The sequence below is a fragment of the Ralstonia sp. SA306 genome, assembly GCF_054792405.1.
The window spans coordinates 1,967,808-1,994,095 of record NZ_CP096451.1 but is presented as its reverse complement, the minus strand read 5'-3'; the positions used below and the strand labels follow the sequence as shown (position 1 = coordinate 1,994,095).

The window sequence follows — 26,288 nt, the reverse complement described above, 5'->3', positions numbered from 1 at the left end:
CCCTTCGATGATCACAGTGTGGTCCATCGCCCGAACGGATGCCGTTTTAATTTGTAAGCATCTGTACTCCAGTTTTTCTATTTAAAATCAATGGCTTGGCAGGATTTGATACACATTGTCAAAGCGGGGCGATGTTACAAATAGCGGGGTGGGCGCGGGATTTGCGCACCTGCGGGGCAACAAAAAACGCCCCCGAAGGAGCGTTTTTTGAGATGGAGGACCGAGTCGATCAGTCTTCGCGGCGCAGGTGCGGGAAAAGGATCACATCGCGGATGTTCGGGCTGTCCGTGAGCAGCATCACCAGGCGGTCGATGCCGATGCCGCAGCCGCCGGTCGGGGGCATGCCGTATTCCAACGCGCGGATGTAGTCGGCGTCATAGAACATGGCTTCTTCGTCGCCGGCGTCCTTCTGCTCGACTTGTTTGCGGAAGCGCTCAGCCTGGTCTTCCGGGTCATTCAGCTCGGAGAAGCCGTTGGCGATCTCGCGGCCGGTGATGAACAGCTCGAAGCGCTCGGTGATGCCGGGAAGCGTGTCGGAGCCGCGTGCCAGCGGCGACACTTCGACCGGATAGTCGATGATGAAGGTCGGCTCCCACAGTTGCGACTCGGCGGTTTCTTCAAACAGCACGAGCTGCAATGTGCCCACGCCGGCGTTCAGGAATTGCGGCGCGTTGGTGTCGATCTTGAACTTCTTCAGCTCGGCGCGCAGGAAGTCGACATCCGCCAGTTGCGCGTCGGTGTACTGCGGCGCGTACTTCTGGATCGCTTGGCAGATGGTCAGGCGATGGAACGGCTTGGCAAGATCCAGCTCGCGGCCCTGGTAGGTGAGCGTGGCGGTGCCCGAGGCGTCGATCGCCGCTTGGCGGATCAGTTGCTCGGTGAAGTCCATCAGCCAGCGGTAGTCCGTGTAGGCTGCGTAGAACTCCATCATCGTGAACTCGGGATTGTGTCGCGGCGACACGCCCTCGTTACGGAAGTTGCGGTTGATCTCGTACACGCGCTCGAAACCGCCGACGATCAGGCGCTTGAGGTACAGCTCCGGCGCAATGCGCAGGAACATCTGCATGTCCAGCGCGTTGTGGTGCGTGATGAAGGGCTTGGCTGCCGCGCCGCCCGGAATCGGATGCAGCATCGGCGTCTCGACTTCCATGAAACCGTTGCCGGCCATGAAGTTGCGCAGCGAGGCCATGGCCTTGGTGCGGGCGCGGAAGGTGTCGCGTGTTTCCTTCGACACGATCAGATCGACGTAGCGCTGGCGGTACTTCTGTTCCTGGTCGGCCAGGCCGTAGTAGTCGCCCGGCAGCGGACGCAGGCTCTTCGAGAGCAGGCGCAGCTCCGTCACAGCCACCGACAGTTCGCCGGTCTTCGTCTTCATCAGCGTGCCGCGCGCAGCCACGATGTCGCCCAGGTCCCACTTCTTGAAGCTGGCGTAGACGTCTTCGCCCACGGCGTCGCGGCTGATGTAGAACTGGATGCGGTCGGTGGCGTCCTGTACGGTGGCAAAGCTGGCCTTGCCCATCACGCGCTTGAGCATCATGCGGCCGGCAACGGCCACCTGCACCGGTTCGGCTTCCAGCGCAGCCTGCTCCAACTCGCGGTACTTGGCTTGCAGATCACCGGCATGGTGCGTCGGGCGGAAATCATTAGGGAACGCGACGCCTTGCTGGCGGATCTCTGCCAGTTTCTCGCGGCGCTCGGCGATGATCTTGTTGTCGTCCTGCGCCGGCACGGCGGCCGTGGTGTTCGATTCGGCCGGGTTGTTCTGTTCGGTCATGATGGTGAGGAGAGGAATGTCGGTTCAGGCGATGTTGCGCAGGTCGTCCAGCTCGGTCGCGCCAAAATCGGGGCGGACGAGGTAGGCGGCGATGCGCGTGGCGGCGTCTTGCGGCGAGACCAGCTCGCCATGCGCGTGCAGATCGCGGAAGCGCTGCACGCCGGCAAAGTCGGCGCCACGGATGGTGCGTTGCATGTCGGTGTCGATCACGCCCGGGGCCAGCGCCACGGCGCGCACGCTGGCGTCGCCATCGGCATTGAGGGCGCGCACGAACATGTCCAGCCCCGCCTTGCCCGTGCAATATGCCGCCCAACCGGTGATCGGCCGGCGCGCCGCGCCTGACGAAATCGCCAGCACGCGGCGCTGCGCGTTCCACTCGGCGGTGCCGCGCAGCAGGGCAGCAGTCAGCGCCATCGGGCCTGCGAGGTTCAGTTGCAGGTGCGGCAGCAGCGTATCGGCACGCAGCGTGTCGATGGTGCCGATCGGCTCGACCGCGCCGGCGTTCAGCACCAGTGTCACGTTGGCAAAAGCGGGCAGGGCGGCAAGCGTCTTGGTCATCCAGGCCTCGGCGGCATGCGCGTCGGACAGGTCGACCTGGTGCCAGTCGAGCGTCACGCCGGCGGCTGCCGCCTGCGCGCGCAATTCGGCGTTATCGCCGCGTGCCACGCAGATGAGGCGGCGACCGGGCTGCATCAGCGCCTGGGCCAGCGCGGCGCCCAGGCCGCGCGAGGCACCGGTCAGGATGAACAGGGACGTGTCAGACATGGCAGTCGCTCTGGTTTGGCTCGGATCAGACGCCCTGCTTCAGGCTGGCCTGGATAAAGGGATCCAGGTCGCCGTCCAGCACCTTCTGCGTGTTGGAGATTTCCACGTTGGTGCGCAGATCCTTGATGCGGCTCTGGTCGAGCACATACGAGCGGATCTGATGGCCCCAGCCCACGTCGGTCTTCGCAGCTTCCTGTGCGTCGGCAGCGGCCTGACGTTTGCGCAGCTCGTGCTCGTACAGGCGCGACTTCAGCATCGTCATCGCTTCAGCACGGTTGCGGTGCTGCGAGCGGTCGTTCTGGCACTGCACGACGATGCCGGTCGGGATGTGCGTAATCCGCACGGCCGAATCCGTCTTGTTGATGTGCTGACCGCCCGCACCCGAAGCGCGATACGTGTCGACACGCAGATCCGCCGGGTTGACCTCGATCTCGATCGAATCATCGACTTCCGGATACACGAAGATCGACGAGAACGACGTGTGGCGGCCACCCGCGGAGTCGAACGGCGACTTGCGCACGAGGCGGTGCACGCCGGTTTCGGTGCGCAGGAAGCCAAACGCGTATTCGCCCTCGACCTTGATCGACGCGCTCTTGATGCCGGCAACGTCACCTTCGGATTCTTCCAGCACTTCGGTCTTGAAGCCCTTGCGCTCGCAGTACTTCAGATACTGGCGCAGCAGCATCGACGCCCAGTCGCACGCTTCGGTGCCGCCGGCGCCGGCCTGGATGTCGATAAAGCAGTTGGCGGCGTCCATCGGGCCGGAGAACATGCGGCGGAATTCCATGTCTTCGACAATGGCGCGCATGCCCGCGGTGTCAGCCTCGATGGCTTCGATGGTGTCGTCGTCGCCCTCTTCGCGGGCCAGCTCGAACAGCTCGGCGCCGCCGGTGAGGTCTTCGTCGAGCTTGGTCAGCGCCAGCACGACGGTTTCAAGCGACTTCTTCTCGCGACCCAGCTCCTGGGCGCGTTTGGGATCGTTCCAGACCTCGGGGTTTTCGAGTTCTTTATCGACTTCAACTAGACGTTCAGATTTGACGTCGTAGTCAAAGATACCTCCGAAGGTCGTCGGCGCGCGACTTCAGGTCGGCCAACGTGTTCTGGATGGCATTGAGGCGTTCTGCTTCCATGGTGCAAAAATCCGGTCGGAAACCGGAAATTATAGCGGAATCAAGGGGTTTCCCGTCCGGTTGGAACTCCAAAACGGCCATTTTCTGGGCTGCGCGCCGGGATTTGTGTGACTGCCGCGGGCGTCCCGCGTGGCTTCAGTTAGCATGACGACCAATCCATATGGCTTTTGGCGCCGTCCGATGATCATCCGCTCGCTGCTCGATACCGATCTGTACAAATTCACGATGATGCAGGTGGTGCTGCATCACTTTCCTGGCGCGCACGTCGAATACCGCTTCAAGTGCCGCAACGCGGGTGTTGATCTGGTGCCATTCATTGACGAGATTCGTGCGGAAATCCGCCATCTCTGCACCCTGCGCTTTACCGATGCGGAACTCGATTACCTGCGCGGGATGCGCTTCATCAAGAGCGATTTCGTCGATTTTCTCGACCTGTTTCATCTCAACGAGAAGTACATCGACGTGCGTCAGGCGCCCAGCAACGATGGGCAGATTGAGATCGTCATCGCGGGGCCGTGGCTGCACACGATCATGTTCGAGGTGCCGGTCCTGGCCATCGTCAACGAGGTGTTCTTCAGCCGCACGCAGACGCACCCGCAGTGGGAGGAGGGCAAACGCCGCCTGACCGACAAGCTGGCATCGCTGAAGCGCCCCGGCCTGGAAGAATGCCGCATTGCCGATTACGGCACCCGCCGTCGCTTCTCGCACACTTGGCACGAACATGTGCTGCTGGAGACGTGTGCGCAGCTCGGCGCCCAGTACGCGGGCACCAGCAACGTCTACTTCGCCATGAAGCACGGCATGACGCCGCTTGGCACCATGGCGCATGAGTACCTGCAAGCCTGTCAGGCACTCGGTCCGCGCCTGCGCGATTCCCAGACCTTTGCGCTGGAAACCTGGGCCAAGGAATATCGCGGCGATCTCGGTATCGCGCTGTCGGATACCTACGGCTTCGACGCCTTCCTGCGCGACTTCGACATGTTTTTCTGCAAGCTCTTCGACGGCGTGCGCCACGATTCCGGCGACCCGTTCGAGTGGGGCGAGCGCATGCTCAAGCATTACGAGGACATGCGTGCCGAGCCGAAGTCCAAGGCGCTGATCTTCTCCGACAGTCTCGACATGCCCAAGGTCATCGGCCTGTATGAGCGTTTCCACGGCCGCTGCAAGCTGGCCTTTGGCGTGGGAACCAACCTGACCAACGACCTGGGCTACACGCCGCTGCAGATCGTCATCAAGATGGTCCGCTGCAACGGCCAACCGGTGGCCAAACTGTCGGATGCGCCGGAGAAGACCATGTGCGACGATCCGGCCTATCTCACGTACCTGAAGCAAGTGTTCGGCGTGCAATAAGGCTCACGCCAGCGCCGAATAAGTTTCAACGGCGTTGGCTGATCGTGCTCGAAGCGGCTCGTATAATCGACCGATCTTTCGGAGCCGCCATGGAATCACAACCGGACACCCCCGTCGACCCGCTCGACACCAGCCGTGCACGCGATGCCATCTTTGGGCGCATCCGCAATGCGCAGCATCGTCCCGAGAAGCCGACACAGGGTGAGCACGACGCCGTGGTGGATTACCTCGCGCGCCATCCCGCCGGCCCGCGCCCGCCAGTGCCCGAGAACCTCGCCGCGCATTTCGCCGAGCAGGCACTGAAGATGGCCTCCACGCTGGATACGGTGGGCGCGCTATCCGACGTGCCGGGCGCTGTGGCCCGCTATCTGTCTGGCTTGAACCTTCAACCGCAGGCGGTGGCTTGGACAACGTTGCAATCGCTTGACTGGGCGGCGGCCGGCATCGGCGTCGAATTCCGTCCGCCCGTGCGTGAAGCAAAAGCCGATCATGAACACAGCGATCTCGTCGGCATTACGGGTTGCTTCTGCGCGATTGCCGAGACGGGCTCCCTGATGCTGCTGTCGGGGCCGGAGAATGTCGCCTCCACGGCGCTGCTGCCCGAGACGCATATCGCCGTGGTGCCGCAGTCGCGCATCGTCGCCAATCTGGAAGACGCCTATGCGCTGATGCGAGCGGAGCGGGGCGAGCTGCCGCGCGCCACCAACGTCATCAGCGGGCCGTCGCGCACGGGTGATATCGAGCAGACTATCGTGCTTGGCGCGCATGGCCCGTACCGCGTGCACGTGATCGTGGTGACGGCTTCCTGAGACAGCGTTCGGGGCTCCTTGCTGCATCAAACCTCTGTGGATGTTTAAGGGGCGACAGACCTCTGGCGTTTACACTGGCGTCTTTGTTTGTGTGGCGCAGTTGCGTTTGCGATGTGCGCCCGCGATTAGGAGAACGCCTACGTGAAACGCCTCTGGCCCCTTGTCTTCCTGTTTGTCTGTGGCCTGGCGCGCGCCGCTGATGTAAGCGGCGCTGAGTTGCATCTGCTGTGGGGTGTGCCGTTTGCGGGCATCCTGCTTTCGATTGCCATTGCACCGCTCGTCGTGCCAAAGCTATGGCACGACCATTACGGCAAGATCGCAGCGGCGTGGGCGTTGGCGCTTCTGGTCCCGTTCGGGATCGTGTTCGGCTCTGACGCGGCCATCGCTTCCGTCAATCACGCAGCCCTTGCTGAATACATTCCCTTCATCGCTCTGATCGCCGCTTTGTACGTTGTTGCAGGTGGCATCTGCATTCGCGGCAATCTGCACGGCACGCCAAAGCTCAATACCGGCTTGATCGCACTTGGCACGGCCCTGGCCAGCATCATGGGGACGACCGGCGCGGCCATGCTGCTGATTCGGCCATTGCTGCGCGCCAACGAAGCACGCCGGCATCGCGCACACGTCGTCGTGTTCTTCATCTTTCTGGTAGCCAATGCCGGTGGAGCGCTTACGCCGCTGGGCGATCCGCCGCTATTCCTCGGCTTCCTGCAGGGCGTTGATTTCTTCTGGACCACGCAACATCTGTGGCGCCAGACGCTCACGATGTGGGTGCTGCTGCTGGCGATCTTCTTCGTCATCGACAGCTACCTCTATCACACGGGCAAGGAAGAGCTGCCCAACATCACCGACGCCACGCCGGACGACGCCGGCCCGGTACGCTTCGAGGGCAACGTCAACTTTGTGCTGCTGGCAGGCATTCTCGGACTCGTACTGATAAGCGGGCTGTGGAAGCCCGGCATCGTCTTCTATGTGATGGGCACCGAGGTGCTGCTGCAGAACGTAGTGCGCGACATCGGGCTGGTGGTGATCGCGCTGCTTTCTCTGTGGCTCACGCCTGGGGGCGCGCGCGCCGGCAACGAGTTCAACTGGGAGCCTATTCTGGAAGTCGCCAAGCTGTTTGCCGGCATCTTCATCACGATCGGGCCGGTGATCGCCATGCTCAAGGCTGGCGTGGACGGTCCTTTCGCGGGCATCGTCCATCTCGTCAACGACAGCGCGGGCCAGCCGAACAACGCAATGTACTTCTGGGCGACGGGGTTGCTGTCGTCGTTCCTCGACAATGCGCCGACGTATCTCGTGTTCTTCAACACCGCAGGCGGCGACGCGCGCATGCTGATGAGCGAGGGCGCCTCCACGCTGGCCGCCATTTCCGCTGCGGCCGTGTTCATGGGCGCCAACACTTACATTGGCAACGCGCCCAACCTGATGGTCAAGGCCATCGCCGAAAGCCGTGGCCTGCAGATGCCGAGCTTCTTTGGCTACATGTTGTGGTCTGTGTGCATTCTCGTGCCGATTTTCGTTCTGATGACCTTCGTCTTCTTCCGCTAACCGAACGTGTGCTGAACGTATGAAACCCGGAATCCTTGTCACCCGCGCGATGTTTCCCGAAGTGCTCGAGCGCTTGCGCGAGACCTTCGATGTGATCGACAACCAGGCGGACGTCGCTTATCCGCCCGAAGCGCTGGCGGAGCGTTTGCAGGGTCGCGTGGGCCTGCTGTCCAACGCCGCCGACACCATCAACGCCGATCTGATCCGCCGCGTGCCGACCCTGCGCGCGGTGTGCAACATGGCCGTCGGCTACAACAACTTTGACCTCGCGGCGATGACGCGCGCCGGCATCCTGGCCACCAACACGCCCGATATCCTGACCGAGACCACCGCCGACTTCGGTTGGGCCTTGCTCATGGCCGCCGCTCGCCGTGTGTCCGAATCCGAACGCTGGCTACGTGAGGGGCATTGGAAGCGCTGGACTTACGACGCCTTCCTTGGCGCCGAGGTGTACGGCAGCACGCTGGGCATTCTTGGCATGGGCCGTATCGGCCAGGCGCTGGCGCGGCGTGCGAGCGGCTTCTCGATGCGTGTGATCTATCACAACCGCAGCCGGCTCTCGCCGGAAGTCGAACAGGAGACGCGCGCCACGTACGTCAGCAAGGATGTGCTGCTGAAGCAGGCGGATCACCTCGTGCTGGTGCTGCCGTATTCCAAGGAAAGCCACCACGCCATCGGCGCCGCAGAGCTGGCACAGATGAAGCCGACCGCTACGCTGGTCAACCTCGCGCGCGGCGGCATCGTGGATGACGCAGCGTTGGCGCAGGCGCTGGCGGACAAACGCATCTTCGCGGCCGGCCTGGATGTGTACGAGGGCGAGCCGAAGGTGCATCCGGCGTTGCTGGAGGCCGAGCACGTGGCGCTCACACCGCACATTGCCAGTGCCACCTTGGGCACGCGCCTGGGTATGGCCAACCTGGCGGCCGATAACCTGATCGCTGCGCTGGGCTTCGGCCCGCACGCCGGGCAGCCGCCCAACTTGTTGAACCCGGATGCGCTCGCGCAGCGCGCGTCCTCCTGATCGAAAACTGATATGGATTGGCTGGCTTTACTGACCTTGCTGGGCATAGCCGTGGTGGCTGTGCTATGCGTGTTGATCTGGCGTGGCGTGTCTCGCCCGGCGGAAAACGATGCGTCGCCGATGCTCGCGGCACTGCGCGATGAACTCATCCGCGGCAACGAACGCATCGAGCGAGAACTGCGCGGCGAAATCGCTGAGACGGCCCGCATCGGCCGCAGCGACGTCGCACAGCAACTGGGGCAGTTCCAGCAGGTGCTGGCGACACAGCTCACCAGCGTCGCCACGCTGCAGAACAACCAGATCGACACGTTTGCGCAGCAGCTCACCAAGCTGACTGAGACGAACACGCAGCAGCTCGAAGCCGTGCGCCAAAACCTGCAGCAGCAAGCCCAGCAGGCACGCGAGGAGCAGGGTAACGCGCTCCGCCGCTTTGGCGAGACGATGCAGCAGCAGCTCTCCCAATTGGGTGAGGGCAACGAACGCCGCCTGGCTGAGGTGCGCGCCACGCTGGAACAGAAGCTCAAGGACATCGAGGCGAACAACGCGACCAAGCTCGACGAGATGCGCCGCACCGTCGACGAAAAGCTGCACGCCACGCTGGAGCAGCGCCTGGGCGAATCGTTCAAGCTGGTGTCGGATCGGCTGGAACAGGTGCATCGCGGCCTGGGCGAAATGCAGGCGCTGGCCCAGGGCGTGGGCGACCTGAAGAAGGTGCTGACCAACGTGAAGACGCGCGGCACCTGGGGCGAAGTTCAGCTTGAGATGCTGCTGGAGCAGATGCTCACGCCCGAGCAGTACGGCAAGAACGTCGAGACCGTGCACGGTACTGGTGCGCGCGTGGAATTCGCCATCCGCCTGCCCGGCAAGACCGATGCCGATCACGATGCAACGGTCTGGCTGCCGATCGACGCCAAGTTCCCGAAAGAGCAGTACGAACGCTTGCTCGACGCGCAGGAACGGGCCGATGCCGACGCCGCTGCCACCGCTAGCCGCGAACTGGAAGTCGCGGTGCGCAAAGAGGCGCAGACCATCCACGAGAAGTACATCGCGCCGCCGGCCACGACCGACTTCGCCATCCTCTTCCTGCCGACCGAGGGCCTCTATGCAGAAGTGCTGCGCCGTCCGGGCCTGACGGACGAGTTGCAGCGCAAGTTCCGCGTGACGGTGGCAGGCCCGACCACGCTTACGGCTATCCTCAACAGCCTGCAGATGGGTTTCCGAACACTGGCGCTGGAAAAGCGCTCCAGCGAAGTCTGGCAAGTGCTCGGCGCCGTGAAGAGCGAGTTCGGAAAGTTTGGCGATGTGCTGGCCGCGACCAAGAAAACGCTGGAGCGGGCCGTCAGCAACATCGAGCAGGCCGAGGTGCGGACGCGCCAGATGAACCGCAAGCTCAAGGCGGTGGAGGCGCTGCCGAGCGATTCCGCGCAGAGCGTGCTGGGGCTGGAAACCGCCGTGCCGCAGGACGACGAAACCGAGGCCGAGTAAAGCCGGGTCGAACAGAACGTCGGCATCAGCAAAAGAAAAGGGGCGGATATTTCCGCCCCTTCTTCTTGAACCGCGCAGAAGCGATCAGGCTTCTTCCGGCACGTCGCGCAGCAGGATCTCGATACCGCCAAAGCGCTCGGCTACCCAGTTGTAGGCGTGGCAGGCGAGCCACAGCGCACCAAAACCCACCAGAGCATTGAGGATCAGGCCGCTGAGCACGACAATCGTCGGCAGTTCACCGTAGCGGACGAAGCCGACGAAGAAAAACAGCCCTACGACCGGCAGCGAGAAACAGAGATACACCAGCACCAGCGCGCGTGCGGTGTGGGCCGGGTGAAGATACGCAATCTCCTTGGTCATCATGGCAGTGCTCAAGCTCAAATCCGAAACAATCAAACTGGCGCAGAGTGTAGCGAATCGACCGATGCGCCGATACCCGCAGCCAGCAGGTGACGCAAAAAACCGACAGCATGCGGTGTTGCAGCCGGCACAAGAGCCGCCGTCGCCACGCCACTCAGACGAGGCCGTCGAATAGCAATACCTGCACAGCGTCACCGGCGTTGACCTGGCCTTGTTCGTGGGCGAGCACGACGAAACAATTTGCTTCGCTCATGGAACGCAGGACGCCCGAACCTTGCTGGCCGGTCAGGCGGACTTCAAGCTGGCCGCGAGCATTCAGGGCGGCGATTGCGCGCTGGTATTCCGTGCGCCCGGGGCGCTTGCGGATTGGGGTAGCGCTCACGGCCGGCACCAGTGGTGCGCCGGCGTCGGTGGCGCCCATCATGCGCAGCAGCGCGCCGCGTACGAAGTGATAGAACGTCACCATCACCGCCACCGGGTTGCCCGGCAAGCCAAAGAGGAACGCGCTGCGGCCATTTGACGCGATGCGCCCGAACGCCATCGGCCGGCCCGGGCGCATGGCGATCTTCCAGAACGTCACGTCGCCGAGCTTGGCCATCATCTGTTTGGTGAAGTCCGCTTCGCCGACGGAGACACCGCCCGAAGTGATGATCGCATCGGCGTTTTCGGCGGCGGTGCGGAAGGCGGCTTCCAGCGCCGCCGGGTCGTCGCGCACGACGCCCATGTCGAGCAGTTCCACGCCCAGGCGCGAGAGCATGCCGTGCAGCGTGTAGCGGTTGGAGTCGTACACGCAGCCGGCGTCGAGCGGCTCACCAATGGAGCGCAGCTCGTCGCCGGTGGAGAAGAACGCCACGCGCAGCTTGCGGCGCACAGACACTTCGGCGATGCCGAGGGATGCGAGCAGGCCAATATCGGCGGGGCGCAGCGTACGGCCGGCGGACAGCGCGGCACTGCCTCGCGCAAGGTCTTCACCACGCAGACGACGGTTGTCGCCGGCGCGCACGGCATCGCGAGCAAAGCGGACGGTCTCAGCATCGCCTTGCGTGAATTCCTGCGGGATGACCGTATCGCAGCCTGCCGGCATGACGGCACCGGTCATCACGCGCACGGCTTCACCTGCGCTGGGCGCACCATCAAAGGCGACACCCGCGTACGCCGTACCGATCACGCGCAAGGAGACTTCGCCTGTCTCGCCTGCAAGTTCCGCGCTGGCAAAGGCAAAGCCGTCCATCGCCGAGTTATCGTGCGAAGGCACATCGATGGACGACAGCACGTCTTCGGCCAGCACGCGATCAAGCGCGCTGCGGATGGGCACGCGGGCCACGCCGCTCACGGGCTGCACGAAGTCGCGCATGATGGCTTGCGCTTGCGCGACGGGCAGGGCGTTCGGATCGTAATCGGACAGGCACGAAACGACAGAGGCGAGGGTGGTCATGGCGTCGATGAGGGATCGGATGGCGTTGGCGCTCTAGCGGCGCTCCGCCAGATGGTGCAGCTCTTCCAGCGTATTGATGTTGGCGAAGGCGGTGCTGTCGTCAAACAACACGTCCACCGTCGCGTGGCGCGCGGCCCAGGTTTCGATCTTGCGGCCGCCGCCTTGCAGATAGGCGATCAGGTCATCGGCCAGCAGGGCATCGATCAGACAGAATACCGGCTGCACTTGCCGACGCAGTTGACCTTGCGCATCCGGCTCCATCGTCACCGGCATGGCGATGCGCGCGTTGGCCTCCTCCATTGCCTGCGAGAGCTTGGCCGCGAGGTCGGTCGGCACGAAGGGCGAATCGCAAGGCGCGGTCAGAAGGTAGCGCGTCTGGCATTGCTCCAGCCCGGCCAGGATGCCCGCCAAGGGGCCGGCAAAGTCCGGCACCGAATCCGCCACCACCGGCACGCCAAACGATTCATACGCGGCGAGGTTGCGATTGGCGTTGATCAGAATATGGCCGACCTGCGGCGACAGGCGCATCAGCGTGTGCATCGCCATTGGCGCGCCGCGAAATGTCTGGAGGCCCTTGTCGACGCCGCCCATGCGGCTGCCCCGGCCGCCGGCCAGGATCAGGCCGGTGATGTCGGATGTTGGAATCATGTCGTTGAATGCTGGCGGGTTCAGCCGCCGATGTAGGACATTTCGATGCGCCGGCCGGCCGGATGGGCCTCGCCGCTGGCACGCAACTCGGAGTAGCGGTCGGCGCGGCCTTGCCAGACCGTGCGGATCGCGTTGGAGAGTTCGAGATCGGTCGCGCCGCTGCGCAATAGGGCGCGCAGGTCGAAACCTTCTGTGGCGAACAGGCAGAGATATAGCTTGCCTTCGGTCGACAGCCGGGCGCGCGTGCACTCGTGGCAGAACGCCTGCGTCACGCTGGAAATCACGCCGATTTCGCCTGTGCCATCGACGTAGCGCCAGCGCTCGGCGGTCTCGCCGCTGTAGTTGGCCGACACGGGTTCAATCGCAAACTCCGCCGAGAGCCGCTTGATGACCTCCGCTGAGGGCACGACAGAACGCATTTCCCAGTGATTGGTCGTGCCCACGTCCATGTATTCGATAAAGCGGACGATGATGCCGCTGCCACGGAAGTGACGCGCCATCGGCACGATTTGGTCATCGTTGTCGCCTTTCTTGACGACCATGTTGACCTTGATCGGTGCCAGTCCGACCTTGTGCGCCACTTCGATGCCATGCAGCACTTCGCCCACCGCAAAGTCGACGTCGTTCATGCGGCGGAAAGTCGCATCGTCGATGCCGTCAAGGCTGACGGTTACGCGGCTGAGGCCCGCGTCCTTGAGCGACTGCGCCTTGCGTGCAAGCAAGGCGCCGTTTGTGGTGAGCGTCAGGTCCAGCGGCTTGCCTTCGGCCGTGGTCAGGCGCGCGAGCATCTCGACCAGGCGTTCGATGTCCTTGCGCAGCAGCGGCTCGCCGCCGGTCAGGCGGATCTTCTCGACGCCGTGCTCGATAAACAACCGCGCCATGCGCTCGATCTCTTCGAACGACAGCAGCTCGGAATGTCGCAGGAAGCGGTAATCCTTGTCGAACACGTCCTTCGGCATGCAGTAGACGCAGCGGAAGTTGCAGCGGTCCGTCACCGAGATGCGCAGATCGTGCAGCCGGCGGCCGCGCGTGTCCGTCAGCGTGCCCTCTGCGGGGACGAGCACATTGGGGACATTAGGCACCGTGGCGCGATGGTGCTGGCCATCACGCAGATCGTAGAGGGGGATGACGGTTTCGGTCATGGTGTGGTGCGGTGCGTCAATCCGCGAAGCGGGACTGTTGCATCCGATACAACTTCGAGTGTAGCGCAGCCCCCGTTCCGCGCGGGCGGTGGGGTTTCATACTCGATATATCGCGCACAGGAAAAAGGGCGGCCGAAGCCGCCCTCAAGTATTTGCCCCGGCGGTTACCCGCCGGTGTGCTGCTTACTGCTGGTCTGCACCACCCGCCGGGCGGTTGGTTTCGACCAAAACCATCGGGCCGTGCTGGACCGGCGGCAGCGGCTTGCGCTCGCGCGGCACACGCGGTGCCGTAACGGTGCGCGCAGCTTCTTCCTGCGAGGCACGCAGCTTCTGATCGTCAGTGTGGACCCATGTCATGCCAGCGTTGTCCAGCACGCTCTGCAGCGTCTCGATCGGCAACGGTGAAGCCTTGGCGATCGTGCTGACCGGAGCCGGCACCGGAGCCGGCACTTCGGCGAAGGCCGTCACGATGGCCTCTTGAGGCGCTTGCACTTCTGCGGCAGGCGCTACGGTAGCGGTTGCAAGGGCAGGCTCCGCGGGCTGCACTTGCGGCAGGGCCGATACAGGTGCGACAGCTTCCGGAGCATGCACCGGTTCGTGTACCACCGGAGCCGGGTTCTCAACAGGTGCGAACGACGTCGTCTGCACGGGTTCCGTCACGGTCGCGGGCAGCACCGGCTCGGCATGCATTTCGGCGACGGCTTCGTCTGCGTGTTCAGCGCCTTCGTTTTCACCTTCACCTTCACCTTCACCTTCACCTTCACCTTCACCTTCACTTTCTGCACGGACGCCTTCCGCACCCTCGCGGTCACGACGATAGCGGTTGCGGCCACGGCGGCCACGACGGCGGCGCTCTTCACCTTCACCGTTGCCTTCCACGCCAGGAGTCACGCCTTCGCCCACGACGCCTTCTGCCGGCGCAGCGGTGTCGAGCAGCGGTTGCGGCACTTGCGATGCGGCGGTCGGGTCGATTAGGGCTTCGGCGGCCACGGCTGCGGCTTCCTTGGCTTGTTGGTCGCGCTCGCTGCGGCTTTCGCGCGGCTCGCGGTTTTCACGTGGCTCGCGCGGCTCACGACCCTCACGGGCTTCACGCGGCTGGCGTTCGCGGCGTTCCTGATTGCGCTCGCGGCGGCCTTGGCCCTGGTTCTGGCCCTCGCCGCGCACTTCCTGCCCTTGCTGCGGCTGACGAGCTTCAGCCGTCTCGCGAACAGCGCCTTCGACCTGGGCCGGCTGGCGGTTGCGATCGCGGTTGCCGCGCTGACCGTCACGCTGGCCGTCACGTTGACCTTCGCGCTGGCCTTGTTGCTGACCTTCGCGGACTTCGTTGCGCTCGCGGCCCTGGCGGTTGCCATCACGGCCGTTTTGGCCTTGACCTTGGCGCTCGCCACGTTCGCCGCGCTGGCCACGGCCACCACGGTCCTGACGATTGCCACGGCCTTGGCGGTTGCCTTCTTCAGCACGTTGCTTCGGTGTTTCGACGGGCGCAGCCACCACCGGCTCGGCCGGCTTGGCGCCAAACAGCGATTTCAGCCACGAAACGAAACCACCCTGGGCGGGCACCGGAGCCGGCGCCTGCGGTGCTGGAGCGGCTTCAGTACGAGCCGGACGCTCAGCGCGCGGCACCGACACGGGTGCCGGTTGGTCCGGCGTGATGCCCTTGACAGCGGCTTCCTGGCGCGGCTTTGCAGCTTCCTTACGGGTGCTGTAGGCGGTGTCGGCTTCCAGTTCCTTAGCGGCCTCTTCGGCCATCTTGTAGCTGGCCTTGTCGTCGTCCAGACGCGGATCGTCGTGGCGCAGGCGCTCCAGCTTGTAGTGCGGCGTCTCCAGATGCTTGTTCGGGATCAACAGCACGTTGACCTTGAAGCGCGTCTCGATCAGGTTGATATCCGGGCGCTTCTCGTTGAGCAGGAACGCAGCCACCTCCACCGGCACTTGGCAGTGGATCGCGGCGGTGTTTTCCTTCATCGCCTCTTCCTGGATGATGCGCAGCACCTGCAGGGCAGAGGATTCAGTATCGCGAATGTGGCCCGTGCCGTTACAGCGCGGGCAAGTGACGTGCGAGCCTTCCGACAGCGACGGACGCAGGCGCTGGCGCGACAGCTCCATCAGGCCGAAGCGGCTGATCTTGCCCATCTGCACGCGGGCGCGATCGTGGCGCAGCGCGTCTTTCAGGCGGGTTTCCACGTCCTTCTGGGCCTTGCTCGACTCCATGTCGATGAAGTCGATCACGATCAGACCGCCCAAGTCACGCAGGCGGAGCTGGCGAGCGATTTCGTCGGCAGCCTCAAGGTTGGTGCGTGCGGCGGTTTCTTCGATATCGGCGCCTTTGGTGGCGCGTGCCGAGTTCACGTCAATGGCGACGAGCGCCTCGGTGTGGTCGATCACAATGGCGCCGCCCGACGGCAGCATCACCATGCGCGAGTACGCCGATTCAATCTGGTGTTCGATCTGGAAGCGCGAGAACAGGGGAACGTCGTCGCGGTACTTCTTCACCCGATTCATGTTGTCGGGCATTACCACGCTCATGAAAGCGCGGGCCTGATCGTAGATATCGTCCGTATCGATCAGGATTTCGCCGATATCTGGCTGGAAGTAATCGCGAATCGCGCGGATCACCAAGCTGGATTCGAGATAGATCAGCAGCGGGGCCTTATTGTCGACGGCGGCACCATCAACGGCCTTCCACAGCTGCATCAGGTAGTTCAGGTCCCACTGAAGCTCTTCGGCCGATCGGCCGATACCGGCGGTGCGGGCGATGATGCTCATGCCGTCCGGCACTTCCAGCTGCGCCATCGTCTCGCGCAGTTCCTGGCGGTCTTCTCCCTCGATGCGGCGCGACACGCCACCGCCCCGCGGGTTGTTCGGCATCAGCACGAGATAGCGGCCGGCCAGCGAAATGAACGTGGTCAGAGCAGCGCCCTTGTTGCCGCGCTCTTCCTTTTCAACCTGGACGATCAGCTCCTGGCCTTCAGACAGGGCGTCCTGGATGCGCGCGCCGCGCACGTCCACACCGTCCTTGAAATAGGCGCGGGCGACTTCCTTGAAGGGGAGAAAACCGTGCCGCTCTTCGCCGTAGTTGACGAAGCACGCTTCCAGCGACGGTTCGATGCGGGTGATGACACCCTTGTAGATATTGCCTTTGCGCTGTTCGCGCCCGGCGGTTTCGATGTCGATGTCGATCAGTTTCTGACCATCGACAATGGCGACGCGCAATTCTTCTTGCTGCGTCGCATTGAACAACATGCGTTTCATTGCAACCTCACTCCAATGCCGTGCAAGCACGGCGCTTCATGGAGCACGCAAAGGCGGAGCGGGTGGTCAACGAATTGCCGAGGTGTCTGCCAACAAAAAAGGCGCGACGGGGCACGGGTGAAAGAAATGAGGGCATTCCACGCGTCGTCATGGATGGCAGGGCGGAGTCCGCGGACGCGGTTGGCGTCCAGTTGCGCGTCCTGTCACTCGTGCCACGGGCCTGATGCATTCGCAGGCGGGCCGGCGGCGGCGAGTCGCGTGAAGCGACCACAAAGAGCGAATTGACGGACGGCTTGTCCGGACGAAACCCGCGGCGGGGCAAATCGGGCGGCGTGCTGCTTTTTGGAGTTTTGCCGCCGGACCGCCATGGCAACGCGGTAACCGGATGTTCAGCCGGCCGGCACCAGTCTGGTGCGGCAAGGGCTTCTTTCACCAAGCGGGCGCCGTATGGATGACCATGTGGCGCCCGCCTTTGAATTCTGTTCTACCAGCTGCTCGTTCTACGCTGGCCGACCTTGCCGACGTGATCTTTGGTTCACGTCCTGCGCGATGGGACAGCGGTGCGTGCTGCTTTCGTGCCGATTAGTCGGCCACGTGATTAGCTTTGTAACACAAGTGGGCGAGAGATCGGCGCGTTCCGGACCGAAACGGTGGCTGTGTACAATACCTGTTGTTTCGTTCCGACCGGCTGTTGCTGGCGCTTAAACGACTGTCCAGCGAGAAAATTATATTGAAAATGAATGAGTTACGCCATCCATTTGATGGCCGCATTCAACAGGCCGGACGTGGCACACTCGGCGACGCACTCGACGGCAAGTCGGTCGCCTATGTTGAAATCGGCGAGGACGCCGAAGGGCAGCGCATCGATAATTTCTTGATGCGCGTGGCCAAGGGCGTGCCCAAAAGCCATATCTACCGCATCCTGCGTTCCGGCGAGGTGCGGGTTAACAAGGGTCGCATCAATGCGGAATACCGCTTGAAACTCGGCGACCTGGTTCGTATTCCGCCGCTGCGGATCGCCCAGCAGGTAGAAGCCGCGCGCCCGGTGCCGGCGGCAGAATTCACGATCCTTCACGAAGATACGCATCTGTTGGTGATCGATAAGCCCGCCGGGGTGGCTGTACACGGCGGCTCCGGGGTCGCGTTCGGGGTGATCGAGCAATTGCGCCAGTCGCGCCCGGAAGCGAAGTTTCTGGAGTTGGTACACCGCCTCGATCGTGAAACGTCGGGTGTTCTGCTGCTCGCCAAAAAACGCTCTGCGCTGGTAGCGCTGCATGAGCAGATCCGTGAGGGTCAGTTGGACAAGCGGTACTTTGCGGCTGTGAAAGGCGTCTGGCCGCACAAGCGTCAACACATCAAATCGCCACTGCACAAATACACCACGCCGGAAGGCGAGCGCCGGGTGCGTGTACAGGCGGATGGGCAAGCGTCGCACACGATCTTCAACAAGGTGGGGGTTTTTGGCCCGTACACATTGCTGGAGGCCGAGCTGAAGACCGGGCGTACGCACCAGATACGTGTGCATCTCGCGCACGCCGGTTTTCCGATCCTGGGTGACGACAAGTACGGCGATTTCGCCTTGAACAAGGCTCTATCCCGTGCGAATGCTTCGCCGCGGCTGGCGCGGATGTTCTTGCATGCGCATCGCCTGCAGCTGACGCATCCGCAAAGCGGTGAAATCGTCACGTTCAATGCGCCGTTGCCCGCCGAGTGTGCCGATTTCCTAAACGCTTTCCAGGGCCCCGATTCCGATGCCGCAGCAGCGCTTTGATCTGATCGTCTTCGATTGGGATGGCACGTTGATGGATTCGACGTCGGCCATTACCCGGTCGATCCAGCTTGCATGCCGGGATCTTGACCTCCCGGTGCCCGACGATACACGGGCGAGCCACGTGATCGGACTGGGCCTGCGGGATGCCCTCGAATATGCTGTGCCGACCCTCGATCCTGCCGACTACGGCAAGCTGGCTGACCGATATCGCTTCCATTACCTCAGCCGCGACGCGCAGCTCGTGTTGTTTCCGGGTGTGCGTGAGATGCTGGAGGCATTGCGCCGCCAGAATTATCTGCTTGCCGTGGCGACGGGCAAATCCCGCGTTGGCCTGCAACGTGCGATGGAAGCGACGAATCTGACGGGCGTCTTCGACAACACGCGCTGCGCCGATGAGACATTCTCCAAGCCGCACCCCGCGATGCTGCTCGAGCTCACGCGCGATCTCGGCATGGAGGTCGAGCGCACGGTGATGATTGGCGACACTACGCACGATCTGCAGATGGCGGCCAATGCGGGCGCCGCCGGCGTAGCCGTCACATACGGCGCGCATCCTGCCGATGTGCTGGATTCGCTTACGCCACTGTATAGCGCCAAGTCGGTTCCCGATTTACACAATTGGCTGACGCAACATGCCTGATATGGCTGAGCAAATTCGTGTGTGCGAGGGCGCCGCGCTGGAAGATGGCGGCCTGGGGGTCCGGTTTCAGGTGGAGGTGCGCGGGCGGCTCGTCAGCGCGTTTGTCGTCCGTTACGCGGGCGGCGTCCACGGTTATTTGAACCAGTGTGCGCATGTGCCGATGGAAATGGATTGGCAGGAAGGCCAGTTTTTTGAAAGTTCGGGCCTGTATCTGATGTGTGCAACGCATGGCGCCATTTACGAGCCGGATACTGGCCGGTGCGTCGGCGGCCCTTGCCGGGGCTCGCATTTGTCCAAGCTTGAGGTTGCTGAGCGCGACGGCGCAGTCTGGTGGCAGCCGGATGCGCTATTTCGGGCGCCCGTGCCCGCGCCGGTGCCAACACCTTCTGCCTAGCAGCGCAGTTTTTCTTCTCGACCGTTTTTCTCCTTGTCTATGACCGACTCGATTCCGCCGAAAGGGCCCGACGACGCCCCCAACGAGGGTGCAGGCAAATCAGAAGCGCTGGAAGTCACCCAGCACGCTGATCATCCGCTTGAAGCCGAATTGCGGAACCCGGCTGCCGGTAAGCCCGCATCGGCATCTGCGCCGGCAGCATCCGCGCAGGCCGGCGGCTGGGAGCGAGAGGTGCTGGAAAAAGTATTGATGGCAACCGTCCGTGAGCAGCGCGCCGCGCGCCGCTGGCGCATCTTTTTCCGCTTCGTGACACTGGGCCTGATCGGGGTGCTTATTTACGCGTTCGCCAGTCTGGAAGGCGAGACCGTCAGCACGGGCCGCCACACGGCGGTTGTCACGCTCGACGGCGAAATTGCGGCCAATACAAACGCCAGCGCCGAGAACATCAACGCCTCGTTGCAAGCCGCGTTTGCGGACGACAACACCGTCGGTGTGATCCTGAAGATCAATTCGCCGGGCGGCTCGCCGGTGCAGGCGGGCATGATCAACGATGAAATCCGCCGTCTTCGCGCCAAGTACAAAAAGATTCCGCTGTACGTTGTGGTCGAAGAGATGTGCGCGTCAGGCGGTTATTACGTGGCCGCAGCTGCCGACAAAATCTACGTCGACAAGGCCAGCATCGTCGGCTCGATCGGCGTGCTGATGGACGGCTTCGGCTTTACTGGTCTGATGGACAAGGTGGGCGTGGAGCGCCGCCTGCTCACGGCCGGTTCGAACAAGGGGATGCTCGACCCGTTCTCGCCCGTGTCGCCCCAGCAGAAGCAGTATGCGCAGGAGATGCTCGATCAGGTGCACCAGCAGTTCATCGATGTGGTGAAGCAGGGGCGAGGCAACCGTCTGAAGGACGATCCGATGCTGTTCACGGGCCTGTTTTGGACGGGCGCCAAGGCCGTGGATCTTGGTCTGGCCGACGCGATCGGCAGCTCGGATTTCGTCGCTCGCAGCGTCATCAAGGCTCCGGACGTGGTCGACTACACCGTCAAGGAAAACTTCGCCTCGCGCGTGGCACGCAAGCTCGGCACGGCCATGGGCGCGGGCGCTGTGAAGGCGCTGGCCTCTACGGGCCAGCTCAAGCTGCTGATGAAGGAGTAGAAGAGGGAAGAGGCGCGCTACCGCGCCAGCAGCGAGAAGATTGCCGGCCGCTTGTGCAGGTTCATGTGGTCGGCGCGCCAGTCGCTCACCGGCAGTGTGACGACCTGCTCGTCGGGCAGCGTCAGGTCCACTGCAATCGATAGCAGCGTACTCGGCGCGCAGCCAGCCTGAATGGCCTCGAGCAACGCGCCGTTCCGGTATGGCGTTTCGATAAACACCTGTGTTTGGCCCGCTGAGCGTGAAAGCTGCTCCAGCGCGCGCAGCTTGGTCTTACGCTCCGCGGCGTCGACCGGCAGATAGCCGTTAAACGCAAAGCTCTGGCCGTTCAAGCCAGACGCCATCACCGCCAGCAGGATCGAACTCGGCCCCACCAGTGGCTTTACGCGCACGCCGCGTCGGTGCGCGAGACGCACGAGATTCGCGCCGGGATCGGCCACCGCCGGCACGCCGGCTTCCGACATCAGCCCCGCGTCCTGGCCGGCAACCACCGGCGCCAGCAGCGCTTCCAGCTCCGATTCGGGCGTTTTGACGTTCAGCTCGCGGATGGTGATTTCCTGCAGTGGGCGCGCCAGCGGCGTGGTCTCGGCCAGCTTCTTCAGTAGCGCGCGTGCGGTCTTGGCATGCTCCGCGACGAAGTAATCGAGTCGCGCGGTGACCTGCTGCACGCCGGCCGGAATCACGTCAGGGAGCGGGTCAGCCGCATCGCGCGAGCCCAGCGTATTTGGAATGAGGTAAAGCGTACCGGCCATGGTTCAGGCGAAGAGCGGGTAGTGAACGTTGCGCAGCATGCTGGTCAGGGCGATCAGCGGCAGGCCAACCAGCGCGGTCGGGTCGGACGACTCCACGCGTTCAAGCAAGGCGATGCCCAGACCTTCCGATTTGGCGCTTCCTGCAACGTCGTACGGGTGTTCCAGATGCAAGTAGGCGTCCAATTCCTCATCGGAAAGATCGCGGAAGGTCGCCAGCGTGCGGATGTCCTCGCTCTGGTGCTGCCCGGTCCGGCCGTCGTACAGGCACAACGCTGAATGGAATGTGACGGTGCGTCCTCGCATCCAGTGCAGTTGCGCCAGTGCGCGGGCATGGTCGCCGGGTTTGCCGACCTGCTTGCCGTCCAGTGTGGCGACCTGATCGGAGCCGATGACCAGCGCGCCGGGATGGCCCGCTGCGACCTTCTCCGCCTTTTGCCGGGCGAGGCGCAGAGCGGTCCGGTCGGGCGACTCGTCCGGAGCGGGGGTCTCGTCAATGTTCGGTACCACGATCTCAAACGGCAGGCGCAAGCGTTCGAGCAATTCCCGCCGATATGGCGAGCTGGAGGCAAGAATTAGCGGCGGACGCGATGCAGAAGTCATAAGTGCTTGAAGATGCAGTGGATTTTGAGCAAAACCTTTTGACGCCAGAGGTTTCTGCCCGCTATAATCCCGCGTTTCGCGGTTTGGCCGCGCAGTGTCGCAAACCGGGCGCCCAGGCGCAAGGTGTCGGGCGCTGCAGGGCGGTCGATCCGGTTCGCGCACCAACAGCAACGCGTTTAGCAGGTTCGATTCGTGGATTTTCGTGCATTCGATCTTTTCGCGTTCATTCGCGCAGGCGAGCCGGCAAGTGGCGCGGTCCATCTGACCGACATGCCTCGCCTGCTTGCTGAGCAAGCGGCCGATGCTCCGGCTGACGCCAACGCGCAGTTCCGTTGGCAGCTGCAGGGTCTGGTGCGCGAGGAAGCCACCGCCGGTCAGTTGCCGCGCCAGCGGCTCTTCGTGGATCTGGAAGTGGAGGGTGCGGTCTGGCTGCAATGCCAGCGATGCCTCAAAGCGTACGAGCAACCTCTGCCGGTGCGCATGCGCCTGGAGGTCATGCGCTCGGAAGCCGAGGCCGATGCCGCTCCGCTGGATGACGATGAGGCCGATGTCATCGTCGGCTCGCGCAACTTTGATCTGATCACGCAGATCGAAGATGAGCTGTTGCTGGCGTTGCCGGTGTCGCCGCGTCATGCAGCCTGTCCGGATGAGGTATTGCCGGAGGAGGCTGAAGCTGAAAAGAAGCCGTCGCCGTTCGCGGTGCTGGCCAACCTGAAGACCAAACATTAGGCGTGCGCGAGTATTGCGCGCGCTGATGGCAGTACGTTTCACACGCCTACCGGAATGGCTACGCTCCGGCTCCGTGTGATGTGATAAAATTGATCAAATTGCTTAGGAGTCAGTCATGGCTGTTCAACAAAACAAGAAGTCGCCGTCCAAGCGCGGCATGCATCGTTCGCACGATTTCCTGACGGTGGCCCCGGTCGCTGTCGAGCCGACCACCGGCGAAGTGCACCTGCGTCACCACGTGAGCCCGAACGGCTACTACCGTGGCCGCAAGGTTGTGAAGACCAAGAACGACTGATGCGATTTGCCAGTTTTCTGGCAAGCGTGTTGGGCTGGTCTGAACGCACAGGTTCATGATGCAAGCGAAAAAGCGGCAAGCCAATTTGCCGCTTTTTTGTTGAGCGAAATTCGGCAATGCGTGTACGGGTTTGTGTACCATACGCGCGCCAACGGCCGGAGCCGCACATGAAACCGCAACTCAGACTCGCATGACCATCAAGCTTGCCATCGACTGCATGGGTGGTGATCACGGCGTTGGCGTGACAATCCCTGCAGCGATTCATTTTCTCGCCGCACACGAAGACGTCGAAATGCTGCTCGTCGGGCAGCCCGATGCCATTGCGACGCAGCTTAAGCGGCTTCACGCTACCGCGAACCCGCGCGTCCACATCGTTCCCGCCTCCGAGGTGGTGTCGATGGACGATCCGGTCGAGGTTGCGCTGCGCAAGAAGAAAGATTCTTCGATGCGCGTGGCCATCAATCAGCTCAAGGAAGGCGTCGCTCAGGCGTGCGTTTCCGCTGGTAATACCGGCGCATTGATGGCGGTGTCGCGTTACGTTCTCAAGACGCTGGACGGCATTGATCGCCCAGCCATCGCCACCGCGATCCCGAATGAGAAAGGTGCCGGCACCACCGTGCTGGATCTTGGCGCCAATGCCGACTGCGAGCCCGAGCACCTGCTGCAGTTCGCGCAGATGGCCTCGGCGATGGTGTCGGTGGTTGAGCAGAAGCCTCGTCCGACGGTTGGGCTGCTGAACATCGGCGAAGAAGTCATCAAGGGCAACGAGGTCGTCAAGCAGGCGGGTGAGTTGCTGCGTGCCTCCGATCTCAACTTCTTCGGCAACGTTGAAGGCAACGACATCTTTAAGGGCACGACCGACATCGTTGTCTGTGATGGCTTTGTCGGTAACGTAGCGCTCAAGAGCACCGAAGGCTTGGCCAAGATGATCGGTGAGATGCTGCGCCAGGAATTCGGCCGCTCGTTGTTCACGAAGCTGCTCGCCGTCGTGGCGCTGCCAGTGTTGACGCGTTTCAAACGGCGCGTGGACCATCGGCGCTACAATGGCGCCGCGCTGCTCGGCCTGCGTGGTCTGGTCATCAAGAGCCACGGCTCGGCCGATGCCTACGCGTTCGAATGGGCCATCAAACGTGCCTACGACGCTGCGGCTAACGGCGTGATCGCCCGCATTGCGCAGGCGTTCGAATCGCACCATGACGCAGCGGGCGCTGCGCCGGTCTCCACTTCCACTCCGGCTGCCGACGCTGCTTGAACGCGTCGCTCCCGAGTCAGATTTCACCCCACCGCACATGACACGTTTCGCAAGGATCATCGGTACGGGCAGCTACCTGCCGCCCAAGCGGGTTACCAATGACGAACTGGCGGCCCAATTGGCCGAGAAGGGTATTGAGACGAGCGACGAATGGATCGTCTCGCGCAGCGGCATCCGGGCGCGTCATTTCGCCGAGCCTGATGTTACGTGCAGCGACCTCGCAGTGAAGGCGGCTGAGCGCGCTATCGAAGCTGCCGGCATCGATCGCTCCGAACTCGACCTGATCCTGGTGGCGACCTCCACGCCGGATTTCGTGTTCCCGAGCACGGCTTGCTTGGTGCAGCAAAAGCTCGGCATCACCAACGGGTGCCCCGCGTTCGACGTACAGGCCGTGTGTTCCGGCTTCGTCTACGCGCTGGCGACCGCCGACAAATTTATCCGCTCGGGTGCGTACCGCAACGTGCTCGTGATCGGTTCGGAAGTTTTCTCGCGCATCATCGATTTCAGCGACCGCACCACTTGTGTGTTGTTTGGCGATGGCGCTGGTGCCGTGGTGCTGCAGGCTTCTGACGAGCCGGGCATCCTGTCGACTGCGCTGCATGCTGACGGCAGCCACGCCAACATCCTGTGCGTGCCGGGCAACGTGGCCGCAGGGGCAATTCAGGGTAGCGCCTTCCTGTACATGGATGGTCAAGCCGTCTTCAAGCTGGCCGTCACGGTGCTCGACAAGGTTGCCCGTGAAGCGCTGGCGGCCGCGGAGCTCGAAGCCTCGCAAGTCGACTGGTTGATCCCGCACCAGGCGAACATCCGCATCATGCAGGGCACGACCAAGAAGCTGGGCCTCTCGAACGAGCGCCTGATCGTGACCGTCGACGAGCATGGCAACACGTCGGCTGCCTCGATTCCCTTGGCGCTCGATGTTGCTGTGCGCGATGGCCGCATCCAGCGCGGTCAGCACGTGATGCTCGAAGGCGTAGGTGGCGGCTTTACCTGGGGCGCCGCGCTGCTGCGCTTCTGATCGACGAATTTCCAGAACGAACAATACGAGCCATGACATTCGCTTTCGTCTTCCCCGGCCAGGGTTCGCAATCGGTCGGCATGCTCAATGCGTTTGCCGATCATCCGGCCGTGGCGGCCACGCTGGCCGAGGCGTCCGACGCGCTGGGCCAGGACATCGGCAAGCTGATTGCCGAAGGCCCGGCTGAAGAGCTGAATCTGACGACCAACACGCAACCCGTCATGCTGACAGCAGCTGTTGCTGTCTATCGCGCATGGCAGGCTGCCGGCGGCCCGACGCCGACCGTCGTGGCCGGCCATAGCCTCGGCGAGTATTCGGCGCTGGTCGCCGCAGGTGCCATCGCGTTCAAAGACGCTGTACCGCTGGTGCGTTTCCGCGCCAAGGCGATGCAGGAAGCCGTACCGGTGGGCGAGGGCGGCATGGCCGCGATCCTCGGCCTGTCGGACGATGACGTACGCGCCGCATGCGCCGAAGCTTCGGTCGCGGGTGTGGTCGAAGCCGTGAACTTCAACGCGCCGGCCCAGGTGGTGATCGCCGGTGCCAAGGCGGCTGTCGAGAAGGCTTGCGAAATCGCCAAGGCCAAGGGTGCCAAGCGCGCGCTGCCGCTGCCGGTGTCGGCACCGTTCCACTCGTCGCTGCTCAAGCCGGCGTCGGATCGTCTGCGCGAGTATCTCGCCAACGTGACGGTCAATGCCCCGGTGATCCCCGTTATCAATAACGTTGACGTGGCTGTGGTGAGCGACCCGGCTGCCATCAAGGATGCGCTCGTGCGCCAGGCTGCGTCGCCGGTGCGCTGGGTCGAGACGGTCCAGAAGATGAAGGCCGACGGCATTACCCGCGTGGTCGAGTGCGGCCCGGGCAAGGTGCTGGCGGGTCTGGTCAAACGTATCGATGGTGAGATCGTTGGCGACGCGATCTTCGATCCGGCGTCGCTAGAAGCCGTGCTGGGCCAACTCAAATAATCAA

General features: G+C 63.2%; 24 protein-coding genes. 14 read left to right on the top strand and 10 right to left on the bottom strand.

The window, feature by feature from the left end; genetic code table 11:
• Window positions 1–229: 229 nt before the first annotated feature.
• From lysS to prfB, 3 genes are all read right to left on the bottom strand, one after another.
• Window positions 230–1,774 carry a lysine--tRNA ligase gene (gene lysS / locus M1D44_RS09550; protein ID WP_024976129.1) on the bottom strand — a complete coding sequence of 515 codons (1,545 nt, stop codon included), beginning with the start codon at window positions 1,772–1,774 and terminating at the stop codon, window positions 230–232.
• Window positions 1,775–1,798: 24 nt separating this feature from the next.
• On the bottom strand, window positions 1,799–2,539 hold the full coding sequence (locus M1D44_RS09545; protein WP_316853346.1) for an SDR family oxidoreductase: 741 nt from the start codon (window positions 2,537–2,539) through the stop codon (window positions 1,799–1,801).
• Window positions 2,540–2,564: 25 nt separating this feature from the next.
• Window positions 2,565–3,669, bottom strand: a protein-coding gene (gene prfB / locus M1D44_RS09540; RefSeq protein WP_102064856.1) for a peptide chain release factor 2 whose coding sequence is annotated in 2 segments (ribosomal slippage) — window positions 2,565–3,587 and window positions 3,589–3,669 — 1,104 coding nt in all. Because the reading frame shifts where the segments join, the coding sequence is not laid out codon by codon here.
• A 180-nt stretch (window positions 3,670–3,849) separates the two neighbouring features.
• Here prfB and pncB point away from each other — a divergent pair.
• The 5 genes from pncB (at window position 3,850) to M1D44_RS09515 (ending at window position 9,885) form a co-directional block, all read left to right on the top strand.
• Window positions 3,850–5,019: a nicotinate phosphoribosyltransferase gene (gene pncB / locus M1D44_RS09535; protein WP_316853465.1), complete on the top strand. Its 1,170-nt coding sequence runs from the start codon at window positions 3,850–3,852 to the stop codon at window positions 5,017–5,019.
• An 89-nt stretch (window positions 5,020–5,108) separates the two neighbouring features.
• Window positions 5,109–5,828, top strand: coding sequence for a LutC/YkgG family protein (locus tag M1D44_RS09530; protein WP_024976125.1), 720 nt, complete (start codon window positions 5,109–5,111; stop codon window positions 5,826–5,828).
• Between the two features lie 141 nt (window positions 5,829–5,969).
• Complete coding sequence (locus M1D44_RS09525) at window positions 5,970–7,379, top strand: sodium:proton antiporter (protein WP_024976124.1); 1,410 nt, start codon at window positions 5,970–5,972, stop codon at window positions 7,377–7,379.
• A 19-nt stretch (window positions 7,380–7,398) separates the two neighbouring features.
• Window positions 7,399–8,400: a 2-hydroxyacid dehydrogenase gene (locus tag M1D44_RS09520; RefSeq protein ID WP_112185297.1), complete on the top strand. Its 1,002-nt coding sequence runs from the start codon at window positions 7,399–7,401 to the stop codon at window positions 8,398–8,400.
• Between the two features lie 12 nt (window positions 8,401–8,412).
• On the top strand, window positions 8,413–9,885 hold the full coding sequence (locus tag M1D44_RS09515) for a DNA recombination protein RmuC (RefSeq protein WP_024976122.1): 1,473 nt from the start codon (window positions 8,413–8,415) through the stop codon (window positions 9,883–9,885).
• An 84-nt stretch (window positions 9,886–9,969) separates the two neighbouring features.
• On the opposite strand, the gene M1D44_RS09510 is transcribed toward M1D44_RS09515, so the two are convergent.
• The 5 genes from M1D44_RS09510 to M1D44_RS09490 form a co-directional block, all read right to left on the bottom strand.
• The gene (locus M1D44_RS09510) at window positions 9,970–10,248 is read right to left on the bottom strand and encodes a hypothetical protein (protein ID WP_004635681.1); all 279 of its coding nucleotides are present in this window, start codon (window positions 10,246–10,248) and stop codon (window positions 9,970–9,972) included.
• 151 nt (window positions 10,249–10,399) lie between these two features.
• Window positions 10,400–11,680: a molybdopterin molybdotransferase MoeA gene (moeA, locus tag M1D44_RS09505; protein WP_112185295.1), complete on the bottom strand. Its 1,281-nt coding sequence runs from the start codon at window positions 11,678–11,680 to the stop codon at window positions 10,400–10,402.
• Window positions 11,681–11,713: 33 nt separating this feature from the next.
• Window positions 11,714–12,328, bottom strand: coding sequence for a molybdenum cofactor guanylyltransferase MobA (mobA, locus tag M1D44_RS09500; RefSeq protein WP_112185293.1), 615 nt, complete (start codon window positions 12,326–12,328; stop codon window positions 11,714–11,716).
• 20 nt (window positions 12,329–12,348) lie between these two features.
• The gene (gene moaA / locus M1D44_RS09495) at window positions 12,349–13,470 is read right to left on the bottom strand and encodes a GTP 3',8-cyclase MoaA (protein ID WP_024976119.1); all 1,122 of its coding nucleotides are present in this window, start codon (window positions 13,468–13,470) and stop codon (window positions 12,349–12,351) included.
• A 183-nt stretch (window positions 13,471–13,653) separates the two neighbouring features.
• Window positions 13,654–16,722, bottom strand: coding sequence for an Rne/Rng family ribonuclease (locus M1D44_RS09490; protein ID WP_439004471.1), 3,069 nt, complete (start codon window positions 16,720–16,722; stop codon window positions 13,654–13,656).
• 736 nt (window positions 16,723–17,458) lie between these two features.
• Between M1D44_RS09490 and M1D44_RS09485 the strand changes: the two genes are divergently transcribed.
• From M1D44_RS09485 to M1D44_RS09470, 4 genes are read left to right on the top strand one after another with little or no spacing between them, the layout of a single operon-like run.
• Window positions 17,459–18,493, top strand: coding sequence for an RluA family pseudouridine synthase (locus tag M1D44_RS09485; RefSeq protein ID WP_316853466.1), 1,035 nt, complete (start codon window positions 17,459–17,461; stop codon window positions 18,491–18,493).
• Window positions 18,474–19,133 (top strand): HAD-IIIA family hydrolase, encoded by a 660-nt coding sequence (locus M1D44_RS09480; protein ID WP_024976116.1) that lies wholly within the window; start codon window positions 18,474–18,476, stop codon window positions 19,131–19,133. Before M1D44_RS09485 ends, M1D44_RS09480 begins: the two co-directional genes overlap by 20 nt.
• Window positions 19,126–19,527, top strand: a complete 402-nt coding sequence (locus tag M1D44_RS09475; protein ID WP_316853348.1) for a Rieske (2Fe-2S) protein — start codon at window positions 19,126–19,128, stop codon at window positions 19,525–19,527. The genes M1D44_RS09480 and M1D44_RS09475 overlap by 8 nt, the downstream gene beginning before the upstream one ends.
• 39 nt (window positions 19,528–19,566) lie before the next feature.
• Window positions 19,567–20,679 carry a S49 family peptidase gene (locus M1D44_RS09470; RefSeq protein WP_112185283.1) on the top strand — a complete coding sequence of 371 codons (1,113 nt, stop codon included), beginning with the start codon at window positions 19,567–19,569 and terminating at the stop codon, window positions 20,677–20,679.
• Between the two features lie 17 nt (window positions 20,680–20,696).
• Here M1D44_RS09470 and M1D44_RS09465 read toward each other — a convergent pair whose 3' ends face one another.
• Both M1D44_RS09465 and M1D44_RS09460 read right to left on the bottom strand, forming a co-directional pair.
• Entirely contained in the window at window positions 20,697–21,428 is a 732-nt protein-coding gene (locus M1D44_RS09465; protein WP_316853349.1) for an SAM-dependent methyltransferase, read from the bottom strand.
• A gap of 3 nt (window positions 21,429–21,431) precedes the next feature.
• Window positions 21,432–22,028, bottom strand: coding sequence for a Maf-like protein (locus tag M1D44_RS09460; protein ID WP_024976112.1), 597 nt, complete (start codon window positions 22,026–22,028; stop codon window positions 21,432–21,434).
• A gap of 192 nt (window positions 22,029–22,220) precedes the next feature.
• On the opposite strand from M1D44_RS09460, the gene M1D44_RS09455 reads away from it, so the two are divergent.
• The 5 genes from M1D44_RS09455 to fabD all read left to right on the top strand — a co-directional run bounded on the left by M1D44_RS09455 (window position 22,221) and on the right by fabD (window position 26,284).
• Window positions 22,221–22,757 (top strand): YceD family protein, encoded by a 537-nt coding sequence (locus tag M1D44_RS09455; protein WP_316853350.1) that lies wholly within the window; start codon window positions 22,221–22,223, stop codon window positions 22,755–22,757.
• 115 nt (window positions 22,758–22,872) lie between these two features.
• Window positions 22,873–23,052: a 50S ribosomal protein L32 gene (gene rpmF / locus M1D44_RS09450; protein WP_024976110.1), complete on the top strand. Its 180-nt coding sequence runs from the start codon at window positions 22,873–22,875 to the stop codon at window positions 23,050–23,052.
• Window positions 23,053–23,242: 190 nt separating this feature from the next.
• Window positions 23,243–24,304, top strand: a complete 1,062-nt coding sequence (plsX, locus tag M1D44_RS09445) for a phosphate acyltransferase PlsX (protein WP_316853351.1) — start codon at window positions 23,243–23,245, stop codon at window positions 24,302–24,304.
• A gap of 37 nt (window positions 24,305–24,341) precedes the next feature.
• Window positions 24,342–25,322, top strand: coding sequence for a beta-ketoacyl-ACP synthase III (locus M1D44_RS09440; protein ID WP_112185277.1), 981 nt, complete (start codon window positions 24,342–24,344; stop codon window positions 25,320–25,322).
• A 32-nt stretch (window positions 25,323–25,354) separates the two neighbouring features.
• Complete coding sequence (gene fabD, locus M1D44_RS09435) at window positions 25,355–26,284, top strand: ACP S-malonyltransferase (RefSeq protein WP_316853352.1); 930 nt, start codon at window positions 25,355–25,357, stop codon at window positions 26,282–26,284.
• The last annotated feature ends 4 nt before the right edge of the window (window positions 26,285–26,288 follow it).

Bases quoted from the DNA above. Each gene is read 5' to 3' on its own strand.
- M1D44_RS09440 (WP_112185277.1), top strand. From the start codon at position 24,342: ATGACACGTTTCGCAAGGATCATCGGTACGGGCAGCTACCTGCCGCCC.
- moaA (WP_024976119.1), bottom strand. From the start codon at position 13,470: ATGACCGAAACCGTCATCCCCCTCTACGATCTGCGTGATGGCCAGCAC.
- M1D44_RS09490 (WP_439004471.1), bottom strand. From the start codon at position 16,722: ATGAAACGCATGTTGTTCAATGCGACGCAGCAAGAAGAATTGCGCGTC.
- mobA (WP_112185293.1), bottom strand. From the start codon at position 12,328: ATGATTCCAACATCCGACATCACCGGCCTGATCCTGGCCGGCGGCCGG.
- plsX (WP_316853351.1), top strand. From the start codon at position 23,243: ATGACCATCAAGCTTGCCATCGACTGCATGGGTGGTGATCACGGCGTT.
- M1D44_RS09530 (WP_024976125.1), top strand. From the start codon at position 5,109: ATGGAATCACAACCGGACACCCCCGTCGACCCGCTCGACACCAGCCGT.
- M1D44_RS09545 (WP_316853346.1), bottom strand. From the start codon at position 2,539: ATGTCTGACACGTCCCTGTTCATCCTGACCGGTGCCTCGCGCGGCCTG.
- lysS (WP_024976129.1), bottom strand. From the start codon at position 1,774: ATGACCGAACAGAACAACCCGGCCGAATCGAACACCACGGCCGCCGTG.
- M1D44_RS09510 (WP_004635681.1), bottom strand. From the start codon at position 10,248: ATGATGACCAAGGAGATTGCGTATCTTCACCCGGCCCACACCGCACGC.
- rpmF (WP_024976110.1), top strand. From the start codon at position 22,873: ATGGCTGTTCAACAAAACAAGAAGTCGCCGTCCAAGCGCGGCATGCAT.
- M1D44_RS09480 (WP_024976116.1), top strand. From the start codon at position 18,474: ATGCCGCAGCAGCGCTTTGATCTGATCGTCTTCGATTGGGATGGCACG.
- moeA (WP_112185295.1), bottom strand. From the start codon at position 11,680: ATGACCACCCTCGCCTCTGTCGTTTCGTGCCTGTCCGATTACGATCCG.
- M1D44_RS09460 (WP_024976112.1), bottom strand. From the start codon at position 22,028: ATGACTTCTGCATCGCGTCCGCCGCTAATTCTTGCCTCCAGCTCGCCA.
- M1D44_RS09475 (WP_316853348.1), top strand. From the start codon at position 19,126: ATGCCTGATATGGCTGAGCAAATTCGTGTGTGCGAGGGCGCCGCGCTG.
- pncB (WP_316853465.1), top strand. From the start codon at position 3,850: ATGATCATCCGCTCGCTGCTCGATACCGATCTGTACAAATTCACGATG.
- M1D44_RS09465 (WP_316853349.1), bottom strand. From the start codon at position 21,428: ATGGCCGGTACGCTTTACCTCATTCCAAATACGCTGGGCTCGCGCGAT.
- M1D44_RS09515 (WP_024976122.1), top strand. From the start codon at position 8,413: ATGGATTGGCTGGCTTTACTGACCTTGCTGGGCATAGCCGTGGTGGCT.
- M1D44_RS09520 (WP_112185297.1), top strand. From the start codon at position 7,399: ATGAAACCCGGAATCCTTGTCACCCGCGCGATGTTTCCCGAAGTGCTC.
- fabD (WP_316853352.1), top strand. From the start codon at position 25,355: ATGACATTCGCTTTCGTCTTCCCCGGCCAGGGTTCGCAATCGGTCGGC.
- M1D44_RS09470 (WP_112185283.1), top strand. From the start codon at position 19,567: ATGACCGACTCGATTCCGCCGAAAGGGCCCGACGACGCCCCCAACGAG.
- M1D44_RS09485 (WP_316853466.1), top strand. From the start codon at position 17,459: ATGAATGAGTTACGCCATCCATTTGATGGCCGCATTCAACAGGCCGGA.